The sequence below is a fragment of the Plantactinospora veratri genome, from assembly GCF_036421995.1.
GTDB lineage: Bacteria > Actinomycetota > Actinomycetes > Mycobacteriales > Micromonosporaceae > Plantactinospora > Plantactinospora veratri.
Window position 1 is genome coordinate 33,132 of the sequence record NZ_JAZGQL010000024.1, and the last position, 25,123, is coordinate 58,254.

Annotated in this window: 23 protein-coding genes; 19 read left to right on the plus strand and 4 right to left on the minus strand. The window is 72.0% G+C overall.

Features of this window, described 5'->3' with window-relative positions; all coding sequences use genetic code 11:
- The first annotated feature begins 2 nt into the window (after positions 1–2).
- The 9 genes from argB (at position 3) to V1634_RS25975 (ending at position 9,242) form a co-directional block, all read left to right on the plus strand.
- Positions 3–908, plus strand: a complete 906-nt coding sequence (gene argB, locus V1634_RS25935; protein ID WP_331210502.1) for an acetylglutamate kinase — start codon at positions 3–5, stop codon at positions 906–908.
- On the plus strand, positions 905–2,179 hold the full coding sequence (locus V1634_RS25940; protein ID WP_331210503.1) for an acetylornithine transaminase: 1,275 nt from the start codon (positions 905–907) through the stop codon (positions 2,177–2,179). The genes argB and V1634_RS25940 overlap by 4 nt, the downstream gene beginning before the upstream one ends.
- Complete coding sequence (argF, locus tag V1634_RS25945) at positions 2,179–3,198, plus strand: ornithine carbamoyltransferase (RefSeq protein WP_331210504.1); 1,020 nt, start codon at positions 2,179–2,181, stop codon at positions 3,196–3,198. Before V1634_RS25940 ends, argF begins: the two co-directional genes overlap by 1 nt.
- Positions 3,195–3,710: an arginine repressor gene (locus V1634_RS25950; RefSeq protein WP_331210505.1), complete on the plus strand. Its 516-nt coding sequence runs from the start codon at positions 3,195–3,197 to the stop codon at positions 3,708–3,710. The genes argF and V1634_RS25950 overlap by 4 nt, the downstream gene beginning before the upstream one ends.
- Entirely contained in the window at positions 3,707–4,918 is a 1,212-nt protein-coding gene (locus tag V1634_RS25955) for an argininosuccinate synthase (RefSeq protein ID WP_331210506.1), read from the plus strand. Before V1634_RS25950 ends, V1634_RS25955 begins: the two co-directional genes overlap by 4 nt.
- A gap of 8 nt (positions 4,919–4,926) precedes the next feature.
- Complete coding sequence (gene argH / locus V1634_RS25960) at positions 4,927–6,393, plus strand: argininosuccinate lyase (protein ID WP_331210525.1); 1,467 nt, start codon at positions 4,927–4,929, stop codon at positions 6,391–6,393.
- A gap of 134 nt (positions 6,394–6,527) precedes the next feature.
- Positions 6,528–7,022, plus strand: a complete 495-nt coding sequence (locus V1634_RS25965; protein ID WP_331210507.1) for a PH domain-containing protein — start codon at positions 6,528–6,530, stop codon at positions 7,020–7,022.
- Between the two features lie 211 nt (positions 7,023–7,233).
- Positions 7,234–8,385 carry an epoxide hydrolase family protein gene (locus V1634_RS25970; protein ID WP_331210508.1) on the plus strand — a complete coding sequence of 384 codons (1,152 nt, stop codon included), beginning with the start codon at positions 7,234–7,236 and terminating at the stop codon, positions 8,383–8,385.
- 116 nt (positions 8,386–8,501) lie between these two features.
- Positions 8,502–9,242 (plus strand): hypothetical protein, encoded by a 741-nt coding sequence (locus V1634_RS25975; protein ID WP_331210509.1) that lies wholly within the window; start codon positions 8,502–8,504, stop codon positions 9,240–9,242.
- A gap of 75 nt (positions 9,243–9,317) precedes the next feature.
- On the opposite strand, the gene V1634_RS25980 is transcribed toward V1634_RS25975, so the two are convergent.
- The gene (locus tag V1634_RS25980) at positions 9,318–9,854 is read right to left on the minus strand and encodes a hypothetical protein (RefSeq protein ID WP_331210510.1); all 537 of its coding nucleotides are present in this window, start codon (positions 9,852–9,854) and stop codon (positions 9,318–9,320) included.
- A gap of 285 nt (positions 9,855–10,139) precedes the next feature.
- Between V1634_RS25980 and V1634_RS25985 the strand changes: the two genes are divergently transcribed.
- The 4 genes from V1634_RS25985 (at position 10,140) to V1634_RS26000 (ending at position 13,055) form a co-directional block, all read left to right on the plus strand.
- A complete protein-coding gene (locus V1634_RS25985) occupies positions 10,140–10,607 on the plus strand; it encodes a MarR family winged helix-turn-helix transcriptional regulator (protein WP_331210511.1) in 468 nt (155 codons plus the stop codon).
- Entirely contained in the window at positions 10,604–11,353 is a 750-nt protein-coding gene (locus V1634_RS25990; protein WP_331210512.1) for a hypothetical protein, read from the plus strand. Before V1634_RS25985 ends, V1634_RS25990 begins: the two co-directional genes overlap by 4 nt.
- 12 nt (positions 11,354–11,365) lie before the next feature.
- Positions 11,366–12,004 (plus strand): DNA-3-methyladenine glycosylase, encoded by a 639-nt coding sequence (locus V1634_RS25995; RefSeq protein WP_331210513.1) that lies wholly within the window; start codon positions 11,366–11,368, stop codon positions 12,002–12,004.
- A 112-nt stretch (positions 12,005–12,116) separates the two neighbouring features.
- Positions 12,117–13,055 carry a sulfotransferase domain-containing protein gene (locus V1634_RS26000; RefSeq protein WP_331210514.1) on the plus strand — a complete coding sequence of 313 codons (939 nt, stop codon included), beginning with the start codon at positions 12,117–12,119 and terminating at the stop codon, positions 13,053–13,055.
- 129 nt (positions 13,056–13,184) lie between these two features.
- Here V1634_RS26000 and V1634_RS26005 read toward each other — a convergent pair whose 3' ends face one another.
- Positions 13,185–15,422, minus strand: a complete 2,238-nt coding sequence (locus tag V1634_RS26005) for a discoidin domain-containing protein (RefSeq protein WP_331210515.1) — start codon at positions 15,420–15,422, stop codon at positions 13,185–13,187.
- Positions 15,423–15,810: 388 nt separating this feature from the next.
- Entirely contained in the window at positions 15,811–17,013 is a 1,203-nt protein-coding gene (locus V1634_RS26010) for an ROK family transcriptional regulator (protein WP_331210516.1), read from the minus strand.
- A gap of 247 nt (positions 17,014–17,260) precedes the next feature.
- On the opposite strand from V1634_RS26010, the gene V1634_RS26015 reads away from it, so the two are divergent.
- The 4 genes from V1634_RS26015 to V1634_RS26030 all read left to right on the plus strand — a co-directional run bounded on the left by V1634_RS26015 (position 17,261) and on the right by V1634_RS26030 (position 21,933).
- A complete protein-coding gene (locus V1634_RS26015) occupies positions 17,261–18,562 on the plus strand; it encodes an ABC transporter substrate-binding protein (RefSeq protein WP_331210517.1) in 1,302 nt (433 codons plus the stop codon).
- A 70-nt stretch (positions 18,563–18,632) separates the two neighbouring features.
- The gene (locus V1634_RS26020; RefSeq protein ID WP_331210518.1) at positions 18,633–19,622 is read left to right on the plus strand and encodes a carbohydrate ABC transporter permease; all 990 of its coding nucleotides are present in this window, start codon (positions 18,633–18,635) and stop codon (positions 19,620–19,622) included.
- A complete protein-coding gene (locus V1634_RS26025) occupies positions 19,615–20,454 on the plus strand; it encodes a carbohydrate ABC transporter permease (protein WP_331210519.1) in 840 nt (279 codons plus the stop codon). Before V1634_RS26020 ends, V1634_RS26025 begins: the two co-directional genes overlap by 8 nt.
- A gap of 96 nt (positions 20,455–20,550) precedes the next feature.
- Positions 20,551–21,933 (plus strand): GH1 family beta-glucosidase, encoded by a 1,383-nt coding sequence (locus V1634_RS26030; protein ID WP_331210520.1) that lies wholly within the window; start codon positions 20,551–20,553, stop codon positions 21,931–21,933.
- On the opposite strand, the gene V1634_RS26035 is transcribed toward V1634_RS26030, so the two are convergent.
- Positions 21,869–23,188, minus strand: coding sequence for an MFS transporter (locus tag V1634_RS26035; protein ID WP_331210521.1), 1,320 nt, complete (start codon positions 23,186–23,188; stop codon positions 21,869–21,871). The genes V1634_RS26030 and V1634_RS26035 overlap by 65 nt on opposite strands.
- Before the next feature lie 76 nt (positions 23,189–23,264).
- On the opposite strand from V1634_RS26035, the gene V1634_RS26040 reads away from it, so the two are divergent.
- Positions 23,265–24,152 carry a winged helix-turn-helix transcriptional regulator gene (locus V1634_RS26040; RefSeq protein ID WP_331210522.1) on the plus strand — a complete coding sequence of 296 codons (888 nt, stop codon included), beginning with the start codon at positions 23,265–23,267 and terminating at the stop codon, positions 24,150–24,152.
- A gap of 154 nt (positions 24,153–24,306) precedes the next feature.
- A complete protein-coding gene (locus V1634_RS26045) occupies positions 24,307–25,032 on the plus strand; it encodes an FKBP-type peptidyl-prolyl cis-trans isomerase (protein WP_331210523.1) in 726 nt (241 codons plus the stop codon).
- Positions 25,033–25,123 lie beyond the last annotated feature (91 nt).

Consider the following 25,123-nt stretch of genomic DNA (forward strand, 5'->3'; position numbering starts at 1 on the left):
CCGTGATGTTGACCCGGGACCTGACCGAGGCGCAGTCGAAGGCCGCCACCCTGATCGAGGCGCTGCCCTGGCTGGCCCGCTTCTCCGGCTCCACCGTGGTGGTGAAGTACGGCGGCAACGCCATGATCGAGCCGGAGTTGCAGCGCGCGTTCGCCGCCGACATGGTCTTCCTGCGCTACGCCGGGCTGAAGCCGGTGGTGGTGCACGGCGGCGGGCCGCAGATCTCCGCCATGCTGCGCCGGCTCGGCATCACCAGCGAGTTCAAGGGCGGGCTGCGGGTGACCACGCCCGAGGCGATGGACGTGGTCCGGATGGTGCTGGTCGGCCAGGTCGGCCGGGAACTGGTCGGGCTGATCAACGAGTACGGCCCGTACGCGGTCGGCCTCTCCGGCGAGGACGCGAGGCTCTTCACCGCGGTACGCCGACCGGCGTACGTGGACGGCGAACCGGTCGACATCGGCCAGGTCGGCGACGTGGACGAGGTGAACGCCTCGGCGGTGGCCGACCTGATCTCCGCCGGCCGGATCCCGGTGATCTCCACCGTCGCGCCGGACACCGACGGCGTGCTGCACAACCTCAACGCCGACACCGCCGCCGCCGCGCTGGCCGTGGCACTGGAGGCCCGCAAGCTGGTGGTGCTCACCGACGTACCCGGGCTCTACGCGGACTGGCCGGACACCGACAGCCTGGTCTCGGAGATCACCACCGGTCAGCTCGCCGAACTGCTGCCGAAGCTGGAGTCGGGGATGGTGCCGAAGATGGAGGCCTGCCTGCGGGCGGTCAGCGGCGGGGTGCCGGCGGCGCACGTGGTGGACGGGCGGGTGGCGCACTCGACCCTGCTGGAAGTTTTCACGTCGGAAGGATTCGGCACGATGGTGGTACCCGATTCCGGGGCGGTCCCGTCATGACCTCGACCCTGGTCGACCGCTGGACGCAGTCCATGATGGACAACTACGGGACCCCGCAGCTCGCGCTGGTCCGGGGCAGCGGCGCGGTCGTGGTCGACGAGGCCGGCCGGGAGTACGTCGACCTGGTCGGCGGCATCGCGGTCAACGCGCTCGGGCACGCCCATCCGGCGGTGGTCGAGGCGGTCTCCCGGCAGGTCGCCACCCTCGGGCACGTCTCCAACCTCTTCGTCGCCGAACCACCGGTGGCGCTGGCCGAACTGCTGCTGGCGCTGGCCGGCCGGGCCGGTCGGGTCTTCTTCGCCAACTCCGGCGCGGAGGCGAACGAGGCCGCGTTCAAGCTGTCCCGGCTCACCGGCCGCACCCACGTGGTCGCCACCGAGGGCGGCTTCCACGGCCGGACGATGGGCGCGCTGGCGCTCACCGGCCAGCCGGCCAAGGCCGACCCGTTCCGCCCGCTGCCCGGCGAGGTGACCCACGTCCCGTACGGCGACGTCGAGGCGCTGGCCTCGGCGGTCGGCGACGAGACCGCGATGGTGATCCTGGAACCGATCCAGGGCGAGAACGGCGTCGTCGTGCCGCCGCCCGGTTACATCGCCGAGGCCCGGCGGATCACCGCAGAGCACGGTGCGCTGCTGGCGCTGGACGAGGTGCAGACCGGCATCGGGCGTACCGGGCACTGGTTCGCGCACCAGGCCGACGGCATCGAGCCGGACCTGGTGACCCTGGCCAAGGGGCTCGGCGGCGGGCTGCCGATCGGCGCCTGCCTGGCCTTCGGCAGGGCCGCCGAACTGCTCCGACCGGGCCTGCACGGCACCACCTTCGGCGGCAACCCGGTGAGCTGCGCCGCCGCACTCGCCGTCATCTCCACCATCGCCAACGAGGGGTTGCTCGACCACGTGAAGCGGGTCGGTGAGCGGCTCCGGCGCGGAGTGGAGGCGCTGAACCACCCGCTGGTGGCGCAGGTGCGCGGCGCCGGGCTGCTGCTCGGAATCGTGCTGCGGGCGCCGGCCGCCGCCGCGACCGCCGGGGTGCTGCGGGACGCCGGCTTCCTCACCAACCCGGTGCAGCCGGCGACGATCCGGCTCGCCCCGCCGCTGATCCTCGGGCTGGACCAGGCCGACGCCTTCCTCGCCGCCCTGCCGGCGGCCCTGGACGCGGCGGAGCCGGCCCGGTCGGACGCGGCGGAGCCGGCATCGGGGGACGCGGCAGCTTCGGCACCGGGGGAGACGGCGGTCCCGGCCGCCGCCGACGGAACCGGAGGTGGACACTGATGCCCCGGCACTTCCTGCGTGACGACGACCTCAGCCCGGCCGAGCAGTCCGCGGTGCTCGACCTCGCCGCCCGGATGAAGTCGGATCGCTACGCCGTACGCCCGCTCGCCGGCCCCCGGGCGGTCGCGGTGCTCTTCGACAAGCCGAGCCTGCGTACCCGGCTCTCCTTCGATGTCGGCATCGCCGAGTTGGGCGGCCACCCGATCGTGGTGGACACCCAGGTCACGCACTTCGGCCGGGGCGAGTCGGTGGCCGACGCCGCCCGGGTGCTGTCCCGGTACGTCGCCGCCATCGTGCTGCGTACCTTCGGTGACGACCGGATCGCCCAGCTCGCCGAGGGCGCGACGGTGCCGGTGGTGAACGGGCTGACCGACGGCTTCCACCCCTGCCAGCTCCTGGCCGACCTGCTCACCGTCCGGGAACACTGTGGTGGCACCGCCGGCCGGACCCTGGCGTACCTCGGGGACGCGGCCAACAACATGGCGCACTCGTACCTGCTCGGCGGGGCGACCGCCGGGATGCACGTCCGGGTCGCCGGCCCGGCCGGCCACGAACCCGATCCGGCGGTACTGGAGCGGGCCGCCGAGATCGCCGCCGGCACCGGCGGTTCGGTACGCGTGCTGCGCGACCCGGTCGAGGCGGTGGCCGGAGCCGACGTGGTCGCCACCGACACCTGGACCTCGATGGGGCAGGAGGGCGACGGCCGGGACCGGTTCACCGCCTTCCAGCCGTACCAGGTCGGCAAGAACCTGCTGGCCGGTGCCGCGCCGGAGGTCGTGGTGCTGCACTGCCTGCCGGCGCACCGGGGCGAGGAGATCACCGACGAGGTGCTCGACGGCCCCCGGAGCGTGGTCTTCGACCAGGCGGAGAACCGGCTGCACGCCCAGAAGGCGCTGCTCGCCTGGCTGCTGGACCGGCACGCCGAGGAGCGGGTCGCTGCCGGCGCGGTGGCGGCCCAGCCGGAGGGCGAGCCGTCGGCGGCCTCGATCATCGCCTCCGTGGTCGGCGAGTCGGCATGACCGGACCGCTGACCAGGGCCGCCCGGCACGCCCGGATCGTCGACCTGATCCGCGAGCGGGAGATCCGCTCGCAGACCGAGCTGGCCGACCTGCTCGCCGCCGGAGGGGTGCAGGTCACCCAGGCCACCCTCTCCCGCGACCTGGACGAGCTGGGCGCGGTCAAGGTGCGCGGCGGCGACGGACCGGCCGTCTACCTCATCCCGGAGGACGGCAAGCGGCCGCTGCGGGACGCCGAGCAGGCGCCGGCCCGGCTGGTCCGGCTGCTCCGCGAACTGCTCAACGGGGTCGACTCCAGCGGCAACATCGCCGTGCTGCGTACCCCACCCGGTGCCGCCCAGTACCTGGCCAGCGCGCTGGACCGGGCGGGGCTGCCGGAGGTCGTCGGCACCATCGCCGGCGACGACACCATTTTCGTCGTGGCCCGGGAGGCCACCGGTGGCGCGGCACTGGGGGAGAAGCTCTCCGCCTGGGCCGCCCGGGAAGAACATGCTGAAGGGAGCACCACACCATGAGCGAGCGCGTCGTACTGGCGTACTCCGGGGGCCTGGACACCTCGGTCGCCATCCCGTACCTGGCCGAGCAGACCGGCGCCGAGGTGATCGCGGTGGCGATCGACGTCGGGCAGGGCGGCGAGGACATGGCCGCGATCCGCCAGCGGGCCCTGGACTGCGGCGCCGTCGAGTCGGTGGTGGTGGACGCCCGCGAGGAGTTCGCGGCCGACTACTGCATCCCGGCGATGCGGGCCAACGCGCTCTACATGGACCGCTATCCGCTGGTCTCCGCGCTGTCCCGGCCGCTGATCGTCAAGCACCTGGTCGAGGCTGCGAAGCACTACGGCGGCACGATCGTGTCGCACGGCTGCACCGGCAAGGGCAACGACCAGGTCCGTTTCGAGGCCGGCCTCGGCGCCCTCGCCCCCGACCTCAAGGTGATCGCGCCGGCCCGGGACTACGCCTGGACCCGGGACAAGGCGATCGCGTACGCCGAGGAGAAGGGGCTGCCGATCGACGTCACGCGCAAGTCGCCGTACTCGATCGACCAGAACCTGTGGGGCCGGGCGGTGGAGACCGGGTTCCTGGAGGACATCTGGAACGCCCCGATCGAGGACGTCTACTCCTACACCGCCAATCCGGCGGAGCCGCGCGACCCGGACCACGTCGTGATCACCTTCGACGCCGGGGTACCGGTGGCGATCGACGGCGAGACCGTCACCCCGTACCAGGCGATCCTGGAGCTGAACCGGCGGGCCGGTGCCCAGGGCGTGGGCCGGCTCGACATGGTCGAGGACCGGCTGGTCGGCATCAAGAGCCGCGAGGTGTACGAGGCGCCGGGCGCGATCGCGCTGATCACCGCGCACCAGGAGCTGGAGAACGTCACCGTGGAGCGGGACGTGGCCCGGTTCAAGAAGGGTGTCGACCAGCGCTGGGGCGAGCTGGTCTACGACGGTCTCTGGTTCTCGCCGCTGAAGCACGCGCTGGACGCGTTCATCGACGACACCCAGACGCACGTCTCCGGCGAGGTCCGGCTGGCCCTGCACGGCGGCCGGGCCGTGGTGACCGGCCGGCGCTCCGAGGCGAGCCTCTACGACTTCGGCCTGGCCACCTACGACACCGGCGACACCTTCGACCAGTCCCTGGCCAAGGGCTTCGTGCAGTTGTGGGGTCTGCCGAGCAAGATGGCGGCGGCCCGGGACGCCCGGGTGGGCGGCTCCGAGAAGTGACGTTCAAAATGGTCGGCGTGGACGACAAGAGCTTGACTGAGAACAGCGCCGGAACCAACCGTACGAGCCTGTGGGGTGGCCGGTTCGCCGGTGGCCCAGCCGAGGCGTTGGCCCGGCTCTCGGTCAGCGTCCAGTTCGACTGGCGGCTCGCCCCGTACGACCTGGCCGGCTCCCGGGCGCACGCCCGGGTGCTGGCCGCCGCCGGCCTGCTCGACCCGGACGAGTTGGGCCGGATGCTGGCCGCGCTCGACGACCTGGAGGCGGCGGTGCGCACCGGCACCTTCCGGCCCACCGTCGAGGACGAGGACGTGCACACCGCGCTCGAACGCGGCCTGTTGGAACGCCTCGGCACCCTCGGCGGCAAGCTCCGGGCCGGCCGGTCCCGCAACGACCAGGTCGCCACCGACCTGCGGCTCTATCTGCGCGACCACGCCCGGGGGCTGGCGGCCCGGATCGTCGGGCTGGCCGAGGCGCTGGTCGAGCAGGCGGCCCGCAACCTGGAGACCCCGGCGCCGGGGATGACCCACGTGCAGCACGCCCAGCCGGTCACCTTCGGGCACTGGCTGCTCGCGCACGTCCAGCCGCTGCTGCGCGACCTGGAGCGGCTGCGCGACTGGGACCACCGGGCGGCGGTCAGTCCGCTCGGCGCGGGCGCGCTGGCCGGCTCGGGACTGCCGCTCGACCCGGTGGCGGTCTCCAAGGAGCTGGGCTTCCGGACCTCGTTCGCCAACTCGATGGACGCGGTCGCCGACCGGGACTTCGTGGCCGAGTTCCTCTTCGTCACCGCGCTGCTCGGGGTGCACCTGTCCCGGCTCGGCGAGGAGGTGGTGATGTGGACCTCGCAGGAGTTCGGCTGGGTGGAGCTGGACGACTCGTTCGCCACCGGCTCGTCGATCATGCCGCAGAAGAAGAACGCCGACGTCGCCGAGCTGGCCCGGGGCAAGTCCGGCCGGCTGATCGGTGGGCTGGTCGCCGTACTGACCATGCTCAAGGGGCTGCCGATGGCGTACGACCGGGACATGCAGGAGGACAAGGAGCCGGCGTTCGACGCGATCGACACCCTCGACCTGGTGCTGCCGGCGCTGGCCGGGATGGTCTCCACGATGACCGTCCGGGTGGACCGGCTCGCCGCCGCCGCCCCGGTCGGCTTCTCACTGGCCACCGAGGTCGCCGACTGGCTGGTCCGCAAGGGGGTGCCGTTCCGGGAGGCGCACGAGGTGACCGGCCGGCTGGTGGCGCTCTGCGTGGCCCGTGACTGTGAGCTGGACGAGGTTTCCGACGACGACCTGCGGCTGGTCAGCGAGCATCTCGACCCCGCGGTCCGGGACGTGCTCTCGGTCCGGTCCGCGCTGGCCGCCCGGACCACGCCCGGCTCGACCGGGCCGGGACCGGTCTCCGACCAGCTCGTTTCCGCCTCCGACCAGCTCGACGGCTGGCGGCAGTGGGCGACGGAGCAGGTCATCCCGCAGAGCTGACCGAGGTCGGTGGCCGCCTCGCCCGGCGGGCGATTATTCTCCGTCCGGCGCATGGCGCAGCACCTCGAACGTCGATAACCTTCGCTCCGGACAACTCGTCGGTGCTACGGACGACGTACGGGGTGGTGATTGGCGTGAGGCCGCTGCCGGCGACCTACGGCATGCCGAGAGCCATGGTCGGCTACTTCGTCCTGCTCACCGTCTTCGTGATGCTGCCGGTCGGGTACGCCGTGCTCGGCACCGGCCTACCCGGCTGGCTGTCGGCGGTGATCCTGCTCGGCACCCTGGGCCTGTTGCTCGGGGTGAGCCTGCGGGTGTCCCGGATGGGGACGGTGGTCGACCGGGACGGGATACTCCGGCGCGGTTTCCTCGGCGACCGGCGGTACGGCTGGTCCGACATCCGCGACTTCCACCTGCACGACAACCGGGGGGTCACCCGGGTCGGCCCGTTCGACGTCACCTCCCGCTACGTGGTGGCGGTCTACGACCACCAGCACCAGCGGCGGCGCTGGACGCTGTTCTTCCTCGACGAGCGGGCCTTCTCCGGTGCGGGCAGGTTCTTCGAGGAGTTCGAGGAGATCGTCCAGCTCTGGCAGCAGCGTCGCGGGCAGACCCGGTCCACCGGCTGACCGCGCACCTGGTGACGGGGACCGGCAATCGGTTTGCGGGCCCGCCGGGCGGCTGGCATGATCTCCCGGTCAGCGCCGAGAGGAGGTGAGCCCGATGCATTGCGACCGTTCCGTTCGGGCGTCCTCTCCGGCCATCCGTCCCCGCTGACCTCGGCGCGTTCCGCGCCACACCGGTCGGGGAGCCGACGCCCTCCGTCCCGGAGGACTTCTGATGATTTCCCCTTTCCGGATCGAGATTCCCGATCCGGTCCTCGACGACCTGCGCACCCGGCTGCGCCGTACCCGGTTCACCGGGCGCAGTGGCGAGCGGCGCTGGCAGGCCGGCACCGATCCCGACTACCTGTGTGACCTGGTCGGCTACTGGGCCGACGGGTACGACTGGCGGGCCCGGGAGGCCGCGCTGAACGCGTACCCGCAGTTTCTGACCGAGATCGACGGCCGGCGGCTGCACTTCCTGCGGATCTCCGGTCGCCGTCCGGCCGGTGTGCCGGTGCCGCCGCCGCTGCTGCTGAACCACGGCTGGCCGAGCAGCTTCGTGGAGTTGCTGCCGCTGGCGGACCGGCTGACCGACCCCGGCCGGTACGGCGGCGATCCGGCCACCGCGTTCGACGTGGTGGTGCCGTCGATGCCCGGCTTCCTCTACTCCGAGCTGCCGGCGGAGCCGCTCACCCGGGCCGCGATGGCCCGGATCCTGCACCGGCTGATGACCGAGGTGCTCGGCCACCACCGGTACGGCGTCTTCGGCGGGGACATCGGCGGAGCGGTGGCCGGCTGGCTCGGCGCGACGTACCCCGACCAGGTCGCCGGGGTACACCTGATCCATCCACCCTTTCCGGCCAGTTTCGACGCCCGACCCCTCGACCCCGCCGAGCGGGCCTTCATCGAGGCCGAGGAGCGCTACGACGAGACCGACGGCGGCTACAGCGCGATCATGGCCACCCGGCCGGACACCGTCGCGGCGGCACTGGTCGATTCGCCGGCCGGCCTGGCGGCCTGGCTGGTCGACAAGTACCGGGACTGGAGCGACTGCCACGGCGACCTGGCCAGCCGGTTCGACCGGGACACCCTGCTCACCGTGATCACGTTGTACTGGGTGACCGAGGCGATCGGATCGTCGTTCCGGCAGTATCTCGACTACCCGCGCAACCCGCCCCGGCCGGACATCACCGTGCCGGTCGCGGTCACCCTGAGCGCGGAACCGGGTCTGGCCGGGTTCCCCCGCCGGCTGGCCGAGCGGGCCTGCCCGGATCTGCGGTGGTGGACCGAGCCGGGTGTCGGGGGGCATTTCATGCCGCACGAGGAGCCGGAGCTGCTCGCCGACGAACTGCGCCGGTTCTTCCTGGTGGCGTTGGACGAGCACTGACAACCTTCGCTCGTCGGCGGCACCGGAGTGAGGAGCGAACTCGGCTGTCGTTGTGAACCTGAGGTTTACAGTGGTACTGTCGTCACTGTAAACCTCAGGTTGTCAGGAGTGGTGCGATGTACCGGGTACGCCGGCCGGAAGAGCGGTTCGACCAGCTCTCCGATGAGGAGTACGACCAGTTCGCCGGTCTCGTCGCGGAGTTCGGCCGCCGGCTCACCTGCCTGCTGGCCGAACATCCGTCGTTCGCCGCCACCACGGAGCCGGGGCCGAAGCCCGGCGACGTCGACGACGAGCGGATCCAACGCGCGGCGTACCTGCGGCGGGTCCGGGCCGGACAGGCCGCGCAGGCGCTGCTCGCCGAGGTGGCCGCCGGCTGTGCCGCCGAGGATGCCTCGGACGCGGTCTGGCTCGGCGCCAGCCTCGCCGACCTGGGAGAGGCGACCGGCAGCAGCCGGCAGGCGGCCCGGAAGCGCTGGCCCGAGCTGGGCCGGATCCACCGGGTTCGGCGCTGGGTGTCGGGGCACGCCGACGACCTGGTGACGGTGCTTCGGATGGTCCTCGACCAGGCACCCCGGTACACCGCCCCGGAGGGTGCCGCCGAGACCCTCGACCGGTCCGTACGCGCGCTGCGTGCCGCGCTCGTCGAGACGCTGCGCTGTCGCGACTCGGGCTCGGTGCTCGACCCCGGTACCGGCCGCCCGGTCCGGTGGCGCCGGCTCGCCGAAGCGGTCGACCAGCACCTTCGTACCCTGGTCGAGCTGGCCGGTGCGACGACGCCGGAGGCGGAGACCGCGCTCGCCGCCGCCCGGGGCGTCCTGGCGCACCATGACTCGGTCGTGCTCGCCGCAGAGGGTTGAACCGGGTCCGGAGTCCGTGGGCCGGATCTCCACAGGCGGGCGGGGTCGAGGTCCTCCATCGTCGTTGCCGTGCGGTCAGGGGCCGTCCGGGCTGTCGCGGGGTTCGTCTTCGGGCTGCTCCCACCGCGACTCGTCGCGATGCTCCGACGGGCGGCCGGCGCGGCTCGATCGCCGGACGCGCTCCGGTCCGGTCCGTTGCCGGGGGGCGGTCCGGCCCGTCGAGCCGTTCCGACCGGCCCTACGCCCGTCGGCGGCGTCGCCGGGGAGGCCCGAGCGATCACGACCGTTCTCCGGGCAGGGCAGCGCGGAGACCCTGACCAGGGCGTCCAGGTGACCGAGCGGCGTGCCGTCGCCGGCCAGTCGCTGGCCGCTGATCCAGACCCACTGGTTGTCGTAGTAGGTCGACAGGTCGAGGCGGACGAACTCGACCATGAGCCGGAGCGGGTGGCCGCCGTACCGCCAGTCCTCCTTGGCCAGCTCGAGCACGGTGCCGGGAGGCACGTTCGGCGACGCGGACGGGCCGGCGCTCACCGGAACCGCCGGGCCGGGGTGTTGCGGCGTACGCCGGCACTGGCACTGGCGCAGGCCGGGCAGCTCAGGCTGCCGCCGCACCCCGCACACCAGCGGCGGGATGTTCGGTAGGTACACAGGCCGGCGATGAAACCCAACGCCATCCCGGCGAGCCCTGCCGCGGTGACATACATGATGGGTCCTCCAATTCGGCGACTGAAAGTTACCTTTGCGTCGCCTATCGCAACCTGCAAGGCCGTGCGTCGAGATCCCGAGCGAGTGAGCAATTGAGCGTCATGAATCATCGGCCGAGCGGCCGGACCGGGGGTGACGCTCGTACCGGCGCTGTGGCAAACTAGTGAGCATGACTCACGGTGTGGCAGGCACATGATTGGCGACAAACATATTGCGGCGCTGGACCAGGTGCTCGAACTGGTCGTGTTGATCAACGACGACATGACCCGGAGCCTGGCCCGGGAGGGGCTGACCGTCTCGCGCACCCACCTGCTCTGGGAGCTGCGCCGGCACGGCCCGATGACCCAGCGGGACCTCGCCGCCGCGCTCAGGGTGAGCGCCCGCACCGTCACCGGCCTGGTCGACGGCCTGGAGGCGACCGGATTCGTCAGCCGGCAGCCGCACCCGACCGACCGGCGGGCCACCCTGGTCACCTTCACCGAGCGGGGTCGGCAGACGGTCGAGGCGATGGAGCACGGCCAGCAGGAGTTCGCCCACCTGCTGTTCGGAGAGATGTCGGCGGAGCGGTTCGACTGCCTCACCGCCGGGCTGGGCGAGATTCTCACCCGGCTGCGCGGGATCGGCCTGGCGCAGCAGCAACCCCCGGGAGGCGACGAATGACCCGGACCACGGTCCCGAAGGCACTGCCGGCGGTCTGGTCACTGCTGCGCCGGGCCACCGTCTACGAGCTGGGCATGTGGCGCAGCCTGTTCCGCTGGATCCTGCGCCGGCCGACCGGCCCGGCGGGCACGGTCGCCTTCGGGTACGCCAGCGTGGTCACACCGCTGCTGATCGTCTTCATCGTGGTCTCCGCGATCGAGATCCCGGTGCTCGACCTGATCCTGCCCTGGAAGATCGCCCGGATCATCGCCGCCACGCTCGGTGTCTACGGGGTGTTCTGGATGATCGGGCTGCTGGCCAGCCTCCGGGTCCACCCGCACCTGGTGGGCGAGGAGGGAATCCGGCTCCGCAACGGCATCTCGATCGACCTCGCGCTGCCCTGGGCGGCGATCGAGACGGTACGCGGGCGGCACCGCTCGCTGTCGTCCGGCCGGACCGTGCAGGTGGAGCGGACCGACACCCGGACCGTGCTCAACATCGGGGTCTCCAGCCAGACCACCGTCGACATCCTGCTGCGCGAGCCGACCGTATTGCCGGTGCCGAAGGGCACCGGTGAACCCGTCCACGAACTGCGGGTCTACGTCGACGACGCCGACGGCTTCGTCGCGCTGGCCCGCCGACACCTCACCGCCGAGCCGCCCGGCGGTGCCGGAGCGCCGAGTCCACAGGACCGTGCCGGAGCGGCACGCCCGGGAAGCCGCACCGGAGCCGGGGACCCCGCCCGGAGCCCGACCGGCCGCCCGTGATGTCCTTGCCGGATGACCTCGGTCGACGACTTCGCCGCGCTGCTGGCCGGACCGGTGGTGCCGGCGGCGCGTGGGCTGCTCGGTGCCACCCTCTCGGCGGGCGGCGTCACCGTCCGGCTCACCGAGGTGGAGGCGTACGCGGGCAGCGGCGGGGACCCGGCGTCGCACGCGCACCGGGGGCGTACCCCGCGCAACGCGGTGATGTTCGGGCCGGCCGGGCACGCCTACGCGTACTTCACCTACGGGATGCACTGGTGCGTGAACGTGGTCACCGGGCCGGACGGGGAGGCGTCGGCGGTACTGCTCCGGGCCGGCGAGGTGGTCGACGGGCTGGAGATCGCCCGGAGCCGGCGCACCGCCGTACGCCGGGACGTGGACCTGGCCCGCGGACCCGCCCGGCTCTGCGCGGCGCTCGGCCTGGACCGGGCCGTCTACGGCCGCTACCTGCTCGGCGACGGTCCGGTACGCCTCCGCCCGCCGGCCACGCCGGTGCCGCCGGAGGCGATCGCCGCCGGTCCCCGGGTCGGGGTCACCGGGGCGCACGACGTCCCGTGGCGGTTCTGGGTCGAGGGCGACCCGACGGTCAGCGACTACCGCCGGCACGTGCCACGCCGGCGCAGCCCCGACCGACCGGCCGGCAGTCGACCGTAGCCGTCCGGTCACCCGGTGCCCTACATTCGTTACTGTCAATGACCGGCGGGGTCCGGCGCGTCGGATCGGCACGGCCCCGCCGACGGGCACACCGAGCGTGGGGGAGAAGGCCGTGCCGCAGCCGACAGCTCTGTACCAGAACATCCTGATGGACAGCGTTCGCTGGCACGACTTCCCGTTCCGGGACGGGGACATCGTGATCTCCACCCCGCCGAAGTGCGGTACGACGTGGACACAGATGATCTGCGCCCTGCTGATCTTCCAGTCGACGGACTTTCCGCAGCCGCTGGACGCCATGTCACGTTGGCCCGACCTGCTGACCTCCCGGCACGAGGAGAACCTGGCGATCCTCGGGGCGCAGCGGCACCGCCGGTTCCTCAAGACCCACATCCCGTTGGACGGCCTGCCCTACCGCGAGGAGGTCGAGTACGTCTGTGTCGGGCGTGATCCCCGGGACGCCGCGATCTCCTGGGACAACCACATCGAGAACACCGACTTCGCCGTCCTGATCGATCGGCGGGTGGCGGCGGTCGGCACGGAGGGACTCGCCGGCCCGACCCCCGATGGCGAGCCGGAGCGGCCCGATGGACTGCCCGATCGGCTCGACTCGGCCCGCGACCGGTTCTGGGCCTGGATCGACAACTACGACGTACTCGTCGGCCTGGCCGCGATGGTGCACCACCTCGACACGTTCTGGCGGGCCCGGCACCTGCGCAACGTCACCCTGCTGCACTACGACGGGATGAGGGCGGACCTGGCCGGCACGATGCGGCGGCTCGCGACCCGGTTCGGCATCGAGGTCGCCGAGGAGCGCTGGCCCGAGCTGGTCCGGGCGGCCCGGTTCGACCAGATGCGCGCCCGGTCGCAGGAGCTGACCCCGGACCGGGGGATCTGGTACGACCCGACCCGGTTCTTCCATCGCGGCGAGACCGGTCAGTGGCGAGAACTGCTGGACGCCGACGACGAGCGGCGCTACCGCGACCGGGTTCGGGGCCTCGGCGTCGACCCGGACCTGCTGCGCTGGCTCCACCAGGGTGCGCCGCTCGACTGACCGGCTCCCGCGCACAGGCTCCGGCGCGGACGGCCGGGCGGCCACGACGCGGCTGCGACGGTACCGACTGACGGCTGGCTCCGCCGGACGCGTCCGCCGGAGCCAGCCGTCGTGGTGCCCGGTGCCGGCCTACGGGAAGTTGTTCAGGTACTGCACCTGGTTGGCGGTGTTGGCGGTACCGCCGGAGTTGTTGATGATCCGGTTGATCGTGCCGACCCCGCCGAGCGAGACCGTCACCATGTTGTGGAACCGGACGCCGGAGGTGACCGGCACCTCGAAGGAGCGCTCGTTGACCACCGCCGGGTTCACGTTGAAGTAGCAGTAGCTGCCCAGGCCCCACGCCTCGTGACTGGTCACCGAGTCGGCCACCTTGTACGCCGGGTAGCCCCGGGTGGAGCCGTTCATGAACGCCGCCTGGTTCGGCGGGTCGTACGGCTTCTCGTTCTGGAAGAAGTAGGTCCGGCCACCGTTGCCGTTCCAGATCACCTCGGTCTTCTGGTAGTGCTCCACGAAGAGGCCGTACATGGTGACGTTGTTGCCGTTCACCACCAGCCCGGTGTCGGCGGTGTTGATGTTCCAGCCGTAGGTACCGGGGTCACCGTGGTCGGCCCGCCACAGCCACATGTGGTCGCCGATCACGTTGTGGCTGTTGATCCGCAGGCTGGTGGTGGCCTTGCCGGGTACCGCGCCGCCGATCCGGAAGAAGACGTCGTGCAGCGAGGTCGGGTTGCCGGCGTGGCTGGCCGAGGAGCCGGCCGGGCCGACCTCCATCAGCACCGGGGAGTTCGTCGCACCGGCCTCGAACATGATGCCGGCGACCTTGACGCCGTCCACGTCGGCCACGGTCATCGCGGTGACGCCGTTCTGCGGTTCGATGGTGGCCAGGCCGAGCCCGAGCACCACGGTGTCCGGCCGGGTCACCCGGATCGTCTCGGTGGTCCGGTAGAGGCCCGGGGTGAAGAGCAGGTTCTTGCCCTGGGCGAGTGCGGCGTTGATGGTCGCCGCGCTGGTGCCGGGCCGGACGACGAAGAACTGGCTCAGCGAGATCGACGAGCCGGCCGGGGTCTTGTTGTACCAGCTCGTGCCCTGGCTGTTGCTGCGCAGCGCCGGCACGAAGACCCGGTACTCGCCGGTGCCGTCGAGGTAGAGGAACGGCTTCTCCCGGACCACCGGGGTCTGCGCGACCACCGTGTGCGACGGGTTCGGGAAGTGCGGTGCCGGTGCCCCGGCGACCCCGGTGAAGACCATGTTCCAGACCGAGCCGTTCCAGCTGCCGAACTCGCTGTTGCGGGAGTACCACTGCTGCTGCGAGCCGGAGACGACCGTACCGTCGATCTTGGTGTCGGCCATCAGCCCGCCGCTGGACCAGCCGTCGCCGCCGTTCCACAACTGGATCTGGTTGCCGGCACCGCGCAGGTGCATCCGCCGGTACGGCGCCGCCTGGGAGACGGCCCAGCGCTCGACGACGGTGCCGGCGGGCAGGGTGACCGAGAGGTTCTCCGCCGACCGCCAGAAGTTCTGGGTGGCGTTGCCGCCCATCCAGAACGCCTCCACCCGGACGTGCCCGTTCAGGTTGACGTCGTCCGGTGACATGCCGAGCCCGGCGACCTGGGTGAAGAAGCCGAGGTTGACGTCGGCGGTGTAGGTGCCGGGCTTGAACAGCACCGCGTACCGCCGGGGGGCGAACTGCGCGGTCTCCTGCTCGGTGAAGAGCGAGTTCAGCCGGCCCTGGATGGTGGAGGTGGGCGTCGACGGGTCGAAGACGAAGGTGTTCGGCCCGAAGTTCGGGTTGCGTGGGTCGGTCGGCTCGACCGGATCGCCGGGGCCGGGGCCACCGCCGCCGAACTCGCCGATGACCTCGAACTCCCAGAGCGAGTACCCGTATCCGGTGGCCCGGGCGGTGCCGTACATCCGGACGTACCGGCCGGTGCCGGTGACGTTCAGCGTCTGGGTACCGCCGGTGCCGGTGCTGGTCGTGTAGACGTTGTTCCAGCTACTGGCGTTGTCGGAGACCTGGATCTGGAACGCCCGGCCGTAGGCCGCCTCCCAGCGCAGCACGACCTGGCTGATCGTGGCGCTCGCGCCCAGGTCGACCTGGATCCACTGTGGATCGCTGAACCCGCTGGACCAGCGGGTGCCGGTGTTCCCGTCCACGGCGGCCGAAGCGGTGAAGGCGCCGCCCTCGCTGGACGAGGCCGTCGCCGGCCTGCCCTGCGAGATCAGCGCCGGTGCGGCACTCGCCGCCGGGGTGGGCCCGGCGAACGGGGTCAGGGCGAGCAACAGCGTCGCGGCGAGTACGCCGGCCAGCCGGCGCGGTCGGCGGCGGCCGCCGGGATGTTCTCGGGGAGGAAAACGATGAAAAATCATGACCCTGCCTGTCCATGCGGAGGTGTCTGGCGCCGGCCGCTCCTCCGGGTCGGGAGCGGCGGGCCAGTGGCGGTGTGGTGCCGATCGCGGGGGTGTGCTGCGGTCGGCCTGCTGCGCGGGGGTGCGGTGGGGGTAGCCCGAGGTCGGTGTCGACCTGCGGAAACGACCGACGGCGGGCGACGTCGACCGGTCGGCTGTGGACGGTAGAGAGCGCTCTCGCAGGATCACGAGTGTTGCGCCCGGGTTCCGCCGCCGTCAAGACATCAATTTATTACGACGTAATTTATCCCGGATGCCGGAATGCGCAGACATCGCGCCACGCTGTCCTGTTAGGAAGGGCCCCCACTTCTACAGAATCCGATAACAGGGGGCCCTTCCTTGCGTGTGCTCAGCTGCGCAGGCCACCGGCGGCGAGCAGCCGGGCGACCGGCAGGGTGGCGGCACCGAGCGCCACCGCGTCGATCCCGAGCTGGCCCAACTCGATCGTGGCCTGCTCGTACGGCTGGTGCAGCGCCTGACCGGCCGCCGCCTCGCGGATCGCCGGCAGCAGCGTGGCGCCGAGCGCCACCCCGGCCCAGCCGCCCAGCACCACCCGTTCCGGGTTGAACAGGTTGATCAGGTTCGCCACCCCGGCGCCGAGGTAGCCGGCCGTCTCGGTCAGCACCCGGCGGGCGGTCGCGGACCGGCCGGCCGCCTCGAGCAGGGCGCCCAGCTGGGACTCCTCGTCGGCACCGGGTACGGCGTGTCCGCGCCGGGCCTCCCGGTACCGGTCGATGATCCCCTCCGCACCGACGTACGCCTCCAGGCAGCCGCGGGCACCGCACCGGCAGGCGCGGCCGTCGTAGACCAGGGTGGTGTGCCCCCACTCGCCGGCACTGCTGGAGACGCCCCGGTACATCACCCCGTTGGTCACCACGGCCGCGCCGACGCCGGAGCCGACCAGTGCGAAGACGGCGTGCCGGCTGCCCCGCCCGGCCCCGAACCACATCTCGGCCTGGCCGAGCGTCTTCGCGCCGTTGTCGACGTGCACCGGCAGGTCGGTCTCGGAGCGGATCAGCCGCTCCAGCGGTACGCCGTGCCAGCCGAGGGTCTGGGCGTGCACGATCGCCTCGCCGCCCTGCACCACCACGCCGGAGACGCCGATGCCGACTCCGAGGATCTCCGAGTGGGCCGCCCCGGCCTGCGTGGTGACGGCGTCCAGCCCGGCCAGGATGTGCCGGACCACGGCGGCCGGCTCCGGCCCGGCCGCGTCGAGCGGGTACTCGGCGCTGGCCAGCATCGTCATCGCCAGGTCGAAGAGTTCGACCCGGATCCGGGTCTCGCCGACGTCGACCCCGGCGACCAGGGCGTACCGGGGGGCGACCCGGAGCATCATGCTGGGGCGGCCGCCGTCGGACTCCACGGCGCCGGCCTCGACCACCAGGCCGGCCCCGATCAGGTCGCCGACCACGTTGCTGACGGCGGGCTGACTCAACCCGGTGGAGCGGGCGAGGTCCTGCCGGGTCAGCGGACCCTCCAGGAACAACTTCGACAGCAGGGCGGACCGGTTGCGCTGTCGCACGATCCGGTTCGTCGTCCGTTCCAGGTCCACCCACCACCTCGATAAACCCGGGTTACCGGGAGTCACTGTACGGCTCGTCCTTGACGGGCGAGCCACCAGACACTTTAATAACGGCGTAAATTAAGCCTTGATGGAACCCCCTTCGGTGGCTCGCTCCATCCCCCGCCGACGGTGATCGTGCCCGTACCGCCCCACCACCCCGGCCGCCCACGGCCCCCGCTCCGGCGCCCCCGCCGACGGGCCGGCGAGGCCGCCGGCCGACGCAGAAGGGCAAGTCGTGTCCAGACGACACCTCGCTATGGCTGTCGCGGCGCTGTTGACGACCGCCTCCCTCGCCGCCTGCGGCGACTCCGGCGGCTCGTCCGAGGGCGCCGCGAAGACGCTCACCTACTGGGCCAGCAACCAGGGCGCCAGCATCGAGTTCGACAAGCAGACCCTCCAGCCGGAGCTGGACAAGTTCGAGCAGCAGACCGGCATCAAGGTCAACCTCGAGGTCGTGCCCTGGTCGGACCTGCTCAACCGACTGCTCGCCGCCGCCACCTCCGGCAAGGGTCCGGACGTGGTGAACATCGGCAACACCTGGTCGGCCTCGTTGCAGGCCACCAACGCGCTGATCCCGTTCGACGACGCGACGCTGGGCGAGGTGGGTGGCAAGGACCGCTTCGTACCGGCCGCGCTGGCCGCCGCCGGCGCTCCCGGCAAGCCGCCGGCCGCCGTGCCGCTCTACAGCCTGGCGTACGCGCTCTACTACAACAAGAAGATGTTCACCGACGCCGGCATCACCACCCCGCCCGCCACCTGGGAGGAGCTGGTCGAGACCGGCAAGAAGCTGACCAAGGCCGGCCAGTGGGGGCTGGCGGTCGAGGGGGCGAACCCGTCGGAGAACTCCCACCACGCCTTCACCTTCGGCCAGCAGTGGGGCGGCGAGTGGTTCGACTCTGCCGGCAAGCCGACCTTCGACACTCCGCAGAACGTCGCCGCGGTCAAGCGGTACATCGACCTGATGGCGGTTGACAAGATCGTCAACCCGAGCAACGCCGAGTACGCCCAGAACCAGTCCGTCGCCGACTTCGCCAACCGCAAGGCGGCGATGCTGCTCTGGCAGGCCGCCGGGTCGAACTTCAAGGCCCAGGGGATGAGCCCGGACGAGTGGGGGATCGCCCCGGTGCCGTTCCCGGCCACCCCGCCGCCCGGCGGCAAGAAGGTCAACAGCATGGTGGCCGGCATCAACCTGGCGGTCTTCAAGCACACCGAGAACCTCGACGGCGCGCTCGAGTTCGTGAAGTTCATGACCAGCGACGCCGAGCAGGTGACCCTGAACAAGACCTACGGCTCGCTGCCGTCGGTCAAGACGGCGAGCGCCGACCCGGCGTTCCAGGCGCCGGAGCAGAAGGTGCTGGGCGAGGTGCTCGGCTCCACCGCCGCCCCGCTACCGCAGGTGCCGGAGGAGAGCCAGTTCGAGACCCTGGTCGGTACCGCCATGAAGGAACTCTTCGCCGACGCGGCGGGTGGCAAGGCCGTCACCGAGGCGCAGGTGAAGGAGAAGCTCGGCGTAGCGCAACAGAAGATGGGCAGCTGAGCCGCGACGCCGACGGTTGACCGTGGAGGGGGACCGCCGCCCCCTCCACGGTCCACCCTGAGAGGATCCGATGGCCACCACCACCGCGCCCGGCCCCGTACGGCCCGCCGGGCGACCAGCGCAGGACGGCCCGCCGCCCTCGCGCGGGCGCCGCGCCGTACGGCGGACGTACCTGCCGTACCTGCTGCTCGTCCCGGCCGCCCTGCTCGAACTCGGCATCCACGTGGTCCCGATGCTCGTCGGGGTCTGGATGAGCCTGCTCGAACTCACCCAGTTCCACATCCGGGACTGGTCCACCGCGCCCTTCACCGGCTTCGAGAACTACCGGGTCACCTTCGACTTCGGCTCGGCCACCGGCAGGGACCTGCTGCACTCGTTCTGGGTGACCGCGCTCTACACCGTGCTGTCGGTGGGCTTCTCCTGGATGCTCGGGCTGGCCGCCGCGGTCTTCCTGCAACGGCCGTTCCGGGGGCGGGCGCTGCTGCGCACCCTCTTCCTGACCCCGTACGCGCTGCCGGTCTACACCGCCGTGATCACCTGGACCTTCATGTTCCAGCGGGACACCGGCCTGGTGAACCACGTCCTCGACCAGCTCGGGCTGATCGACGGGGGCAACCCGCCGTTCTGGCTGATCGGGGAGAACAGCTTCGTCGCCCTGCTGATCGTCTCGGTCTGGAAGTCGTGGCCGTTCGCCTTCCTCTGCCTGATGGCCGGATTGCAGAACGTGCCGCCGGAACTCTACGAGGCGTCGGCGATCGACGGGGCGAACTTCTGGCGACGGCTGCGCGACGTCACCCTGCCGATGCTCCGGCCGGTCAACCAGGTGTTGCTGCTGGTCCTCTTCCTCTGGACCTTCAACGACTTCAACACCCCGTACGTGCTCTTCGGCGGCTCCGCGCCGAGGCAGGCCGACCTGATCTCGATCCACATCTACCAGAGCTCCTTCGTCACCTGGAACTTCGGCCTCGGGTCGGCGATGTCGGTGGCACTGCTGCTCTTCCTGCTCGTCGTCACCGCCGTCTACCTGCTCGTCACCAACCGCAGGAGAGAGCATGCGTGAGTCAAACGGCGAACGCTGGGCCCGCCGCATCGTGCTCAGCCTGCTGACCCTCTTCGTCCTCGCCCCGCTGTACGTGATGCTCAGCTCCGGGCTCAAGCCGCTGCGCGACGTGCAGGGCGCCTTCACCTGGCTGCCCAGCCGGGTCACCCTCCAGCCCTTCGTGGACATGTGGCAGACGGTGCCGCTCGGCCGCTATCTGGTGAACAGCCTGCTGGTGGCCAGCTCGGCCGCGGTGGTCTCGGTGGCGATCGCCATCTTCGCCGCCTTCGCGATCAGCCGCTACCGGTTCCGCGGCCGGCAGCTCTTCTCGGTCACCGTGCTCTCGACGCAGATGTTCCCCGGCATCCTCTTCCTGCTGCCGCTCTTCCTCATCTACGTCAACCTGGGCAACGTCACCGGGATCGAGCTTTACGCCAGCCGGCTCGGGTTGACCATCACCTACCTCACCTTCTCGCTGCCGTTCTCCATCTGGATGCTGGTCGGCTACTTCGACTCGATCCCGCGCGGGCTCGACGAGGCGGCCCAGGTCGACGGGGCCGGACCGCTGCGCACGCTCTTCCAGGTGATCCTCCCGACGGCGGTGCCGGGGATCGTCGCGGTCACCGTGTACGCCTTCATGACCGCCTGGGGGGAGGTGCTCTTCGCCTCGGTGATGACCGACGAGAACAGCCGTACCCTCGCCGTCGGGCTCCAGGGCTACGCCACCCAGTACAACGTCTACTGGAACCAGGCGATGGCCGCCTCGGTGGTGGTGAGCATCCCGGTGGTGATCGGCTTCCTCGCCCTGCAGCGCTACTTCGTCGCCGGGCTGACCGCCGGAGCGGTCAAGTAGCCCCCGCCCATCCGTCCTGCCCGTCGAGCCACCGTCCGACCGGACCGAGACCCGCGCGGTCAGCAGGCTCTGAACCATCCAAAGGAGAGTCGACCGATGCCGGATCTGTCCAAGCTGCCACCGAACTTCACCTGGGGCGTCGCCACCGCGGCGTACCAGATCGAGGGGGCTGTCGCTGTGGACGGCCGCAGCCCGTCCATCTGGGACACCTGGAGCCGGGTACCCGGCAACGTCGACAACGGCGACACCGGCGACGAGGCGTGCGACCACTACCACCGGTGGCCGGAGGACGTGGCCCTGCTGCGCCGGCTCGGCGTCGACGCGTACCGCTTCTCGGTGGCCTGGCCCCGGGTGATGCCGGACGGCACCGGCCGGGTCAACCCGGCCGGGCTGGCCTTCTACGACCGGCTGGTCGACGCGCTGCTGGCGGCCGAGATCCGGCCGCTGGTCACGCTCTACCACTGGGACCTGCCGCATGCGCTCCAGGACCGGGGCGGCTGGCCGGAGCGGGCCACCGCCGAGGCGTTCGCCGACTACGCCTCGGTGGTGGCCGGCGCGCTCGGTGACCGGGTCAGCGACTGGGTGACCGTGAACGAGCCGCTCTGCGTCTCCTGGATCGGGCACCTGGAGGGCCGGATGGCCCCCGGCGAGCAGGATCTGGCCCGGGCGGTCGCCACCTCGCACCACACGCTGCTCGGGCACGGCCTGGCGGTGGCGGCGGTCCGGGCGGCGGCGAGCCGGCCGGCGTCGGTCGGCATCGTGCTCAACCCGAGCCCGTGCGAGTCGGGCAGCGACCGGCCCGAGGACGTGGCGGCGGCGGTCCGGGCCGACGGGCACGTCAACCGGTGGTGGCTGGATCCGCTCTACGGGCGGGGCTACCCGACCGACATGCTGGAGGTCTACGGCGTCGAGCCGCCGGTCCGCCCCGGCGACCTGGAGTGCATTGCCACCCCGACCGACTTCCTCGGGTTGAACTACTACTTCCGGCAGGTCATCGTCGACGACCCGGACGGTCCGGTGCCGTACGCCCGGCAGATCCCGGTGCCCGGCTCGACGCAGACCGCGATGGGCTGGGAGGCGTACCCGACCGGGCTGGAAGAGCTGCTGGTCTCGGTGTCCGAGCGGTACGCGCCGGCCCGGATCCTGGTCACCGAGAGCGGTTCGGCCTGGCCGGACACCGTCACCGCCGAGGGTGGCGTCGAGGACAAGGAGCGGACGGCCTACCTGGAGGAGCACGTGCAGGCCGTCGCGGCGGCAGCCGCCCGGGGGGTGCCGGTCGACGGCTACTTCTACTGGTCGCTGCTGGACAACTTCGAGTGGGCGTACGGCTACGACAAGCGGTTCGGCCTGGTGCACGTCGACTACCCCACCCAGCGCCGGACGATGAAGGCGAGCGGGCTGCGCTACGCCGACATCATCCGTGACCACCAGCGGCTGGGCGGGCGGTCGCAGCCGGAGAACCCCTCTCCGGTGGGCTGACCGGGCCGACGCCGGCCCGCCCGCCGCCGAGTGCCGGTGCCGGGGCGGGCCGGTGGTCCGCGCCACCACCCTCCGGGTCGGTCGGGGCGGCCGGTGCGGGTGTCTCCGGGACCCGGCGCCGGCCCGTGCCCCAGGCGACCAGGCCGGCGGTGACGGCCGCGACCGCGCAGAGTGGCCAGAGCAGCCCGGGCGCGGTGCTGTAGACCAGGGCGCCGACCGGCGGGGCGAGCACGGTGCCGCTGGTCGCGGCCCCCATGTAGAGACCCTGGTACTGCCCGACCAGCCCGGCCGGGGCGGCGTCGAGGACGTGCGCGGTCGCCGTCGTCTTGTAGAGGATCTCCCCGCAGGTCAGCACCACCGTCGCGGCGACGACCAGCCAGGCGGCGGTGCCCAGCGTGAAGAGTCCGAAGCCGAGCCCGACCAGGCAGTAGCCGGCGCCGATCAACGTCAGTGCGGGGCGCCGGCGCAGCGCCATCGTCACCGGGATCTCCAGGCAGAGGATCATCGCGGAGCCGAGCGCGATCAGGCCGGCGTAGAGGCCGACGGGCTGCCCGTGGTCGCGCAGCCAGAGCGGAAGGGTCGAGTAGAGCTGCCGGTAGACCAGGTCCACCAGCACGACGGCCGGCAGCAGGATCAGCAGGCCGCGGTCGGCGCGGACCGCCCGCCACAGCGCCGGTGCCGCGCCGTGCCGGTGGTCGGGTCGCGGCGGGTCCGCCGGCAGCAGCCGCGCGGTCACCGCCCGGACCAGCAGGGTGCAGACGCCGTCGAGCACGAAGAGCCAACTGAAGCTGTACGTCGAGAGCAGCGCACCGACCGGCGGCCCGATCACGCAGCCGGCGTTGAAGGCGGCCCGGGTGATCGCCACTGCCCGCCGCCGTTCCCCGGCCGGTACGGCGAGCGCGACCAGCGCGCCCTGGGCGACTCCCGAGGCGGCGCCGGCGTAGCCGACCAGCGGGGTGATCAGGCCGAGCGCCGGTGTCGGCAGCCAGGGGATCGCCAGGGTGCCGAGCCCGGCGACCGCCGAGGCGGCCAGCAGGGCCCGTCGGTGCCCGAACCGGTCGCCGAACCAGCCGCCGGTGAAGTTGCCGAGCAGCATCCCCGCGCCGAGCGCTCCGCTGATCAGCCCGGCCTGGCCGACCGGCAGCCCGCGTGGGCCGGTGAGGTAGAGGAAGAGGAAGAAGGCGACGAACGAGCCGGCGGCGTTGACGAACCGGCCGGCGGCGAGGGTCCAGACCACCCGGGGTACGTCGCGCATCGCTCTCCTCCAACCGCTCGGGAGGCAGCGTAAGACAGGTAAGTCTCTTTTAGGAACTGACTATAGGGTTGCCGGCATGAGACGCAGGACGGACAGCGGCGATCCGGAGTGCGCGATCGCGCACGCCAGCGAGGTGATCGGGGACTGGTGGAGCCTGCTGCTGCTGCGCGACGTGGCCCGGGGCCGGCACCGGTTCGAGGAGTTGCGGGCCGGCCTCGGCGTCTCCCGGAAGGTGCTCACCGAACGGCTGCACCGGCTGGTCGAGGACGGGGTGCTGGAGCGGCACCCGTACTCCGACCGGCCGCCCCGGCACGAGTACCGGCTGACGGCCCGGGGGAGGGGCGCGCTGCCGATCCTTGTCGCGCTACAGGACTGGGGCGACCGGTGGCTGCTCGGTGACGGCGAGCCGACCGCCACCACCGGTACCGACACCGCGGAGGCGAGGCGAGTCTCCGCCCTGGTCGGCACCCGCATCCCGGAACTGACCGGTTTCGACCCGGTCGCCGCGACTCCGTTCACGGTGCTGTACTGCTATCCCGGCACCGGCATGCCGGGCGGCACGGAGATACCGGGCGCGGCCGGCTGCACCCTGGAGTCCTGCACCTACCGGGACCGGTTGGACGAGTTCGCCCGGCACGGGGCGGCGGTGCGCGGGGTGAGTACGCAGCGCACCGCCGAGCAGGCCGCCTTCGCCGCCGCCGAGCGGATCCAGTTTCCGCTGCTCTCCGACGCCGAACTCGAGTTCGCCAGCGCGCTGCGGCTGCCGACCTTCCGGGCCGGCGGCACCGTACGGCTGAAGCGGCTGACCCTGGTCGTCGACGCCGGCCGTACCATCCGGGCGGTGCGCTACCCGATCCCGGACGTGACCGGTGGGGTGGCGGAGACCCTGCGGCTGGTACGGGCGCTGGCCGCCGGTGCGGACGCGGCGCCCGACAGCGGCACAACAGACATCACGGACATCTGACTCGGCGGGTCGGCTACCTCCGCCGGTACCGGCCGCTCTCCGCCGGACCGAGCCGACGTGGGCAGCATCGACGCGGGTACGGTGTGCGGAGCCGTTCGACGGGCCGACGGCGTCCCGCCCTACTCCATATTCCCCCCGAGGAGTGCAAGATCAGATGAGCGATCCGGTCCAGACCCCCGAGCAGCCGGGGCCGACGAGCCAGCGGCGTCCGACCAAGCAGGAGCGGCGGGCCGCCGCGGAGGCGGCCGCGGCCCAGGCCGCCGCGAACCGGGCCCGGGTGCAGCGGATGGCCGGCGGGACCGTCGGACTCCTCCTGGCCGGGCTGGGTGTCGCCGCCGTCGTGGTGCTGCCGCAGGTGATGGAGGACGCGCCCAGTTCGTCGGCCGCACCGGTCGTGAGTGCGACCACTCCGCCGGCCGCCGAGCCCACCGCCCCGCCGGAACCCACCGCCCCGCCGGAGCCGACCGGCGCGCCGGAGAGCCCCGGGGCGCCGTCCCGGCCGCCGGCCGACCTCGACCCCCGGCTGGCGCAGCGACCCACCGTCGAGGCCGGCAAGGGCGAGTTGACCAAGCTCACCGTCACTCCGCTGATCGAGGGCACCGGCCCGGCGTTGCAGACCGGGCAGACGATCACGGCCAACTACGTCGGCGTCTTCTACGCCACCGGTCAGGAGTTCGACTCCTCGTGGAGGCAGGGCCAGCCGGTCCCGCTCCAGATCGGCGGCATGATTCCCGGCATGGACCAGGGGCTGGTGGGGGTCAAGGTCGGCAGCCGGGTGCAGATCGACATTCCGACGGACCTCGCCTACGGCGACAACCCGACCGGCGGCGCCCCGGCCGGGCCGCTCCGGTTCGTCGTGGACATCCTGGCGGTGCAGTAGTAACCCGTCCGGCAAGCGGACACACGACGGCGGCCGGGCCCGGGCCGGGCCCGGCCGCCCTGGTACGTCCGCTCGGTGTTGGCCCCCGGGG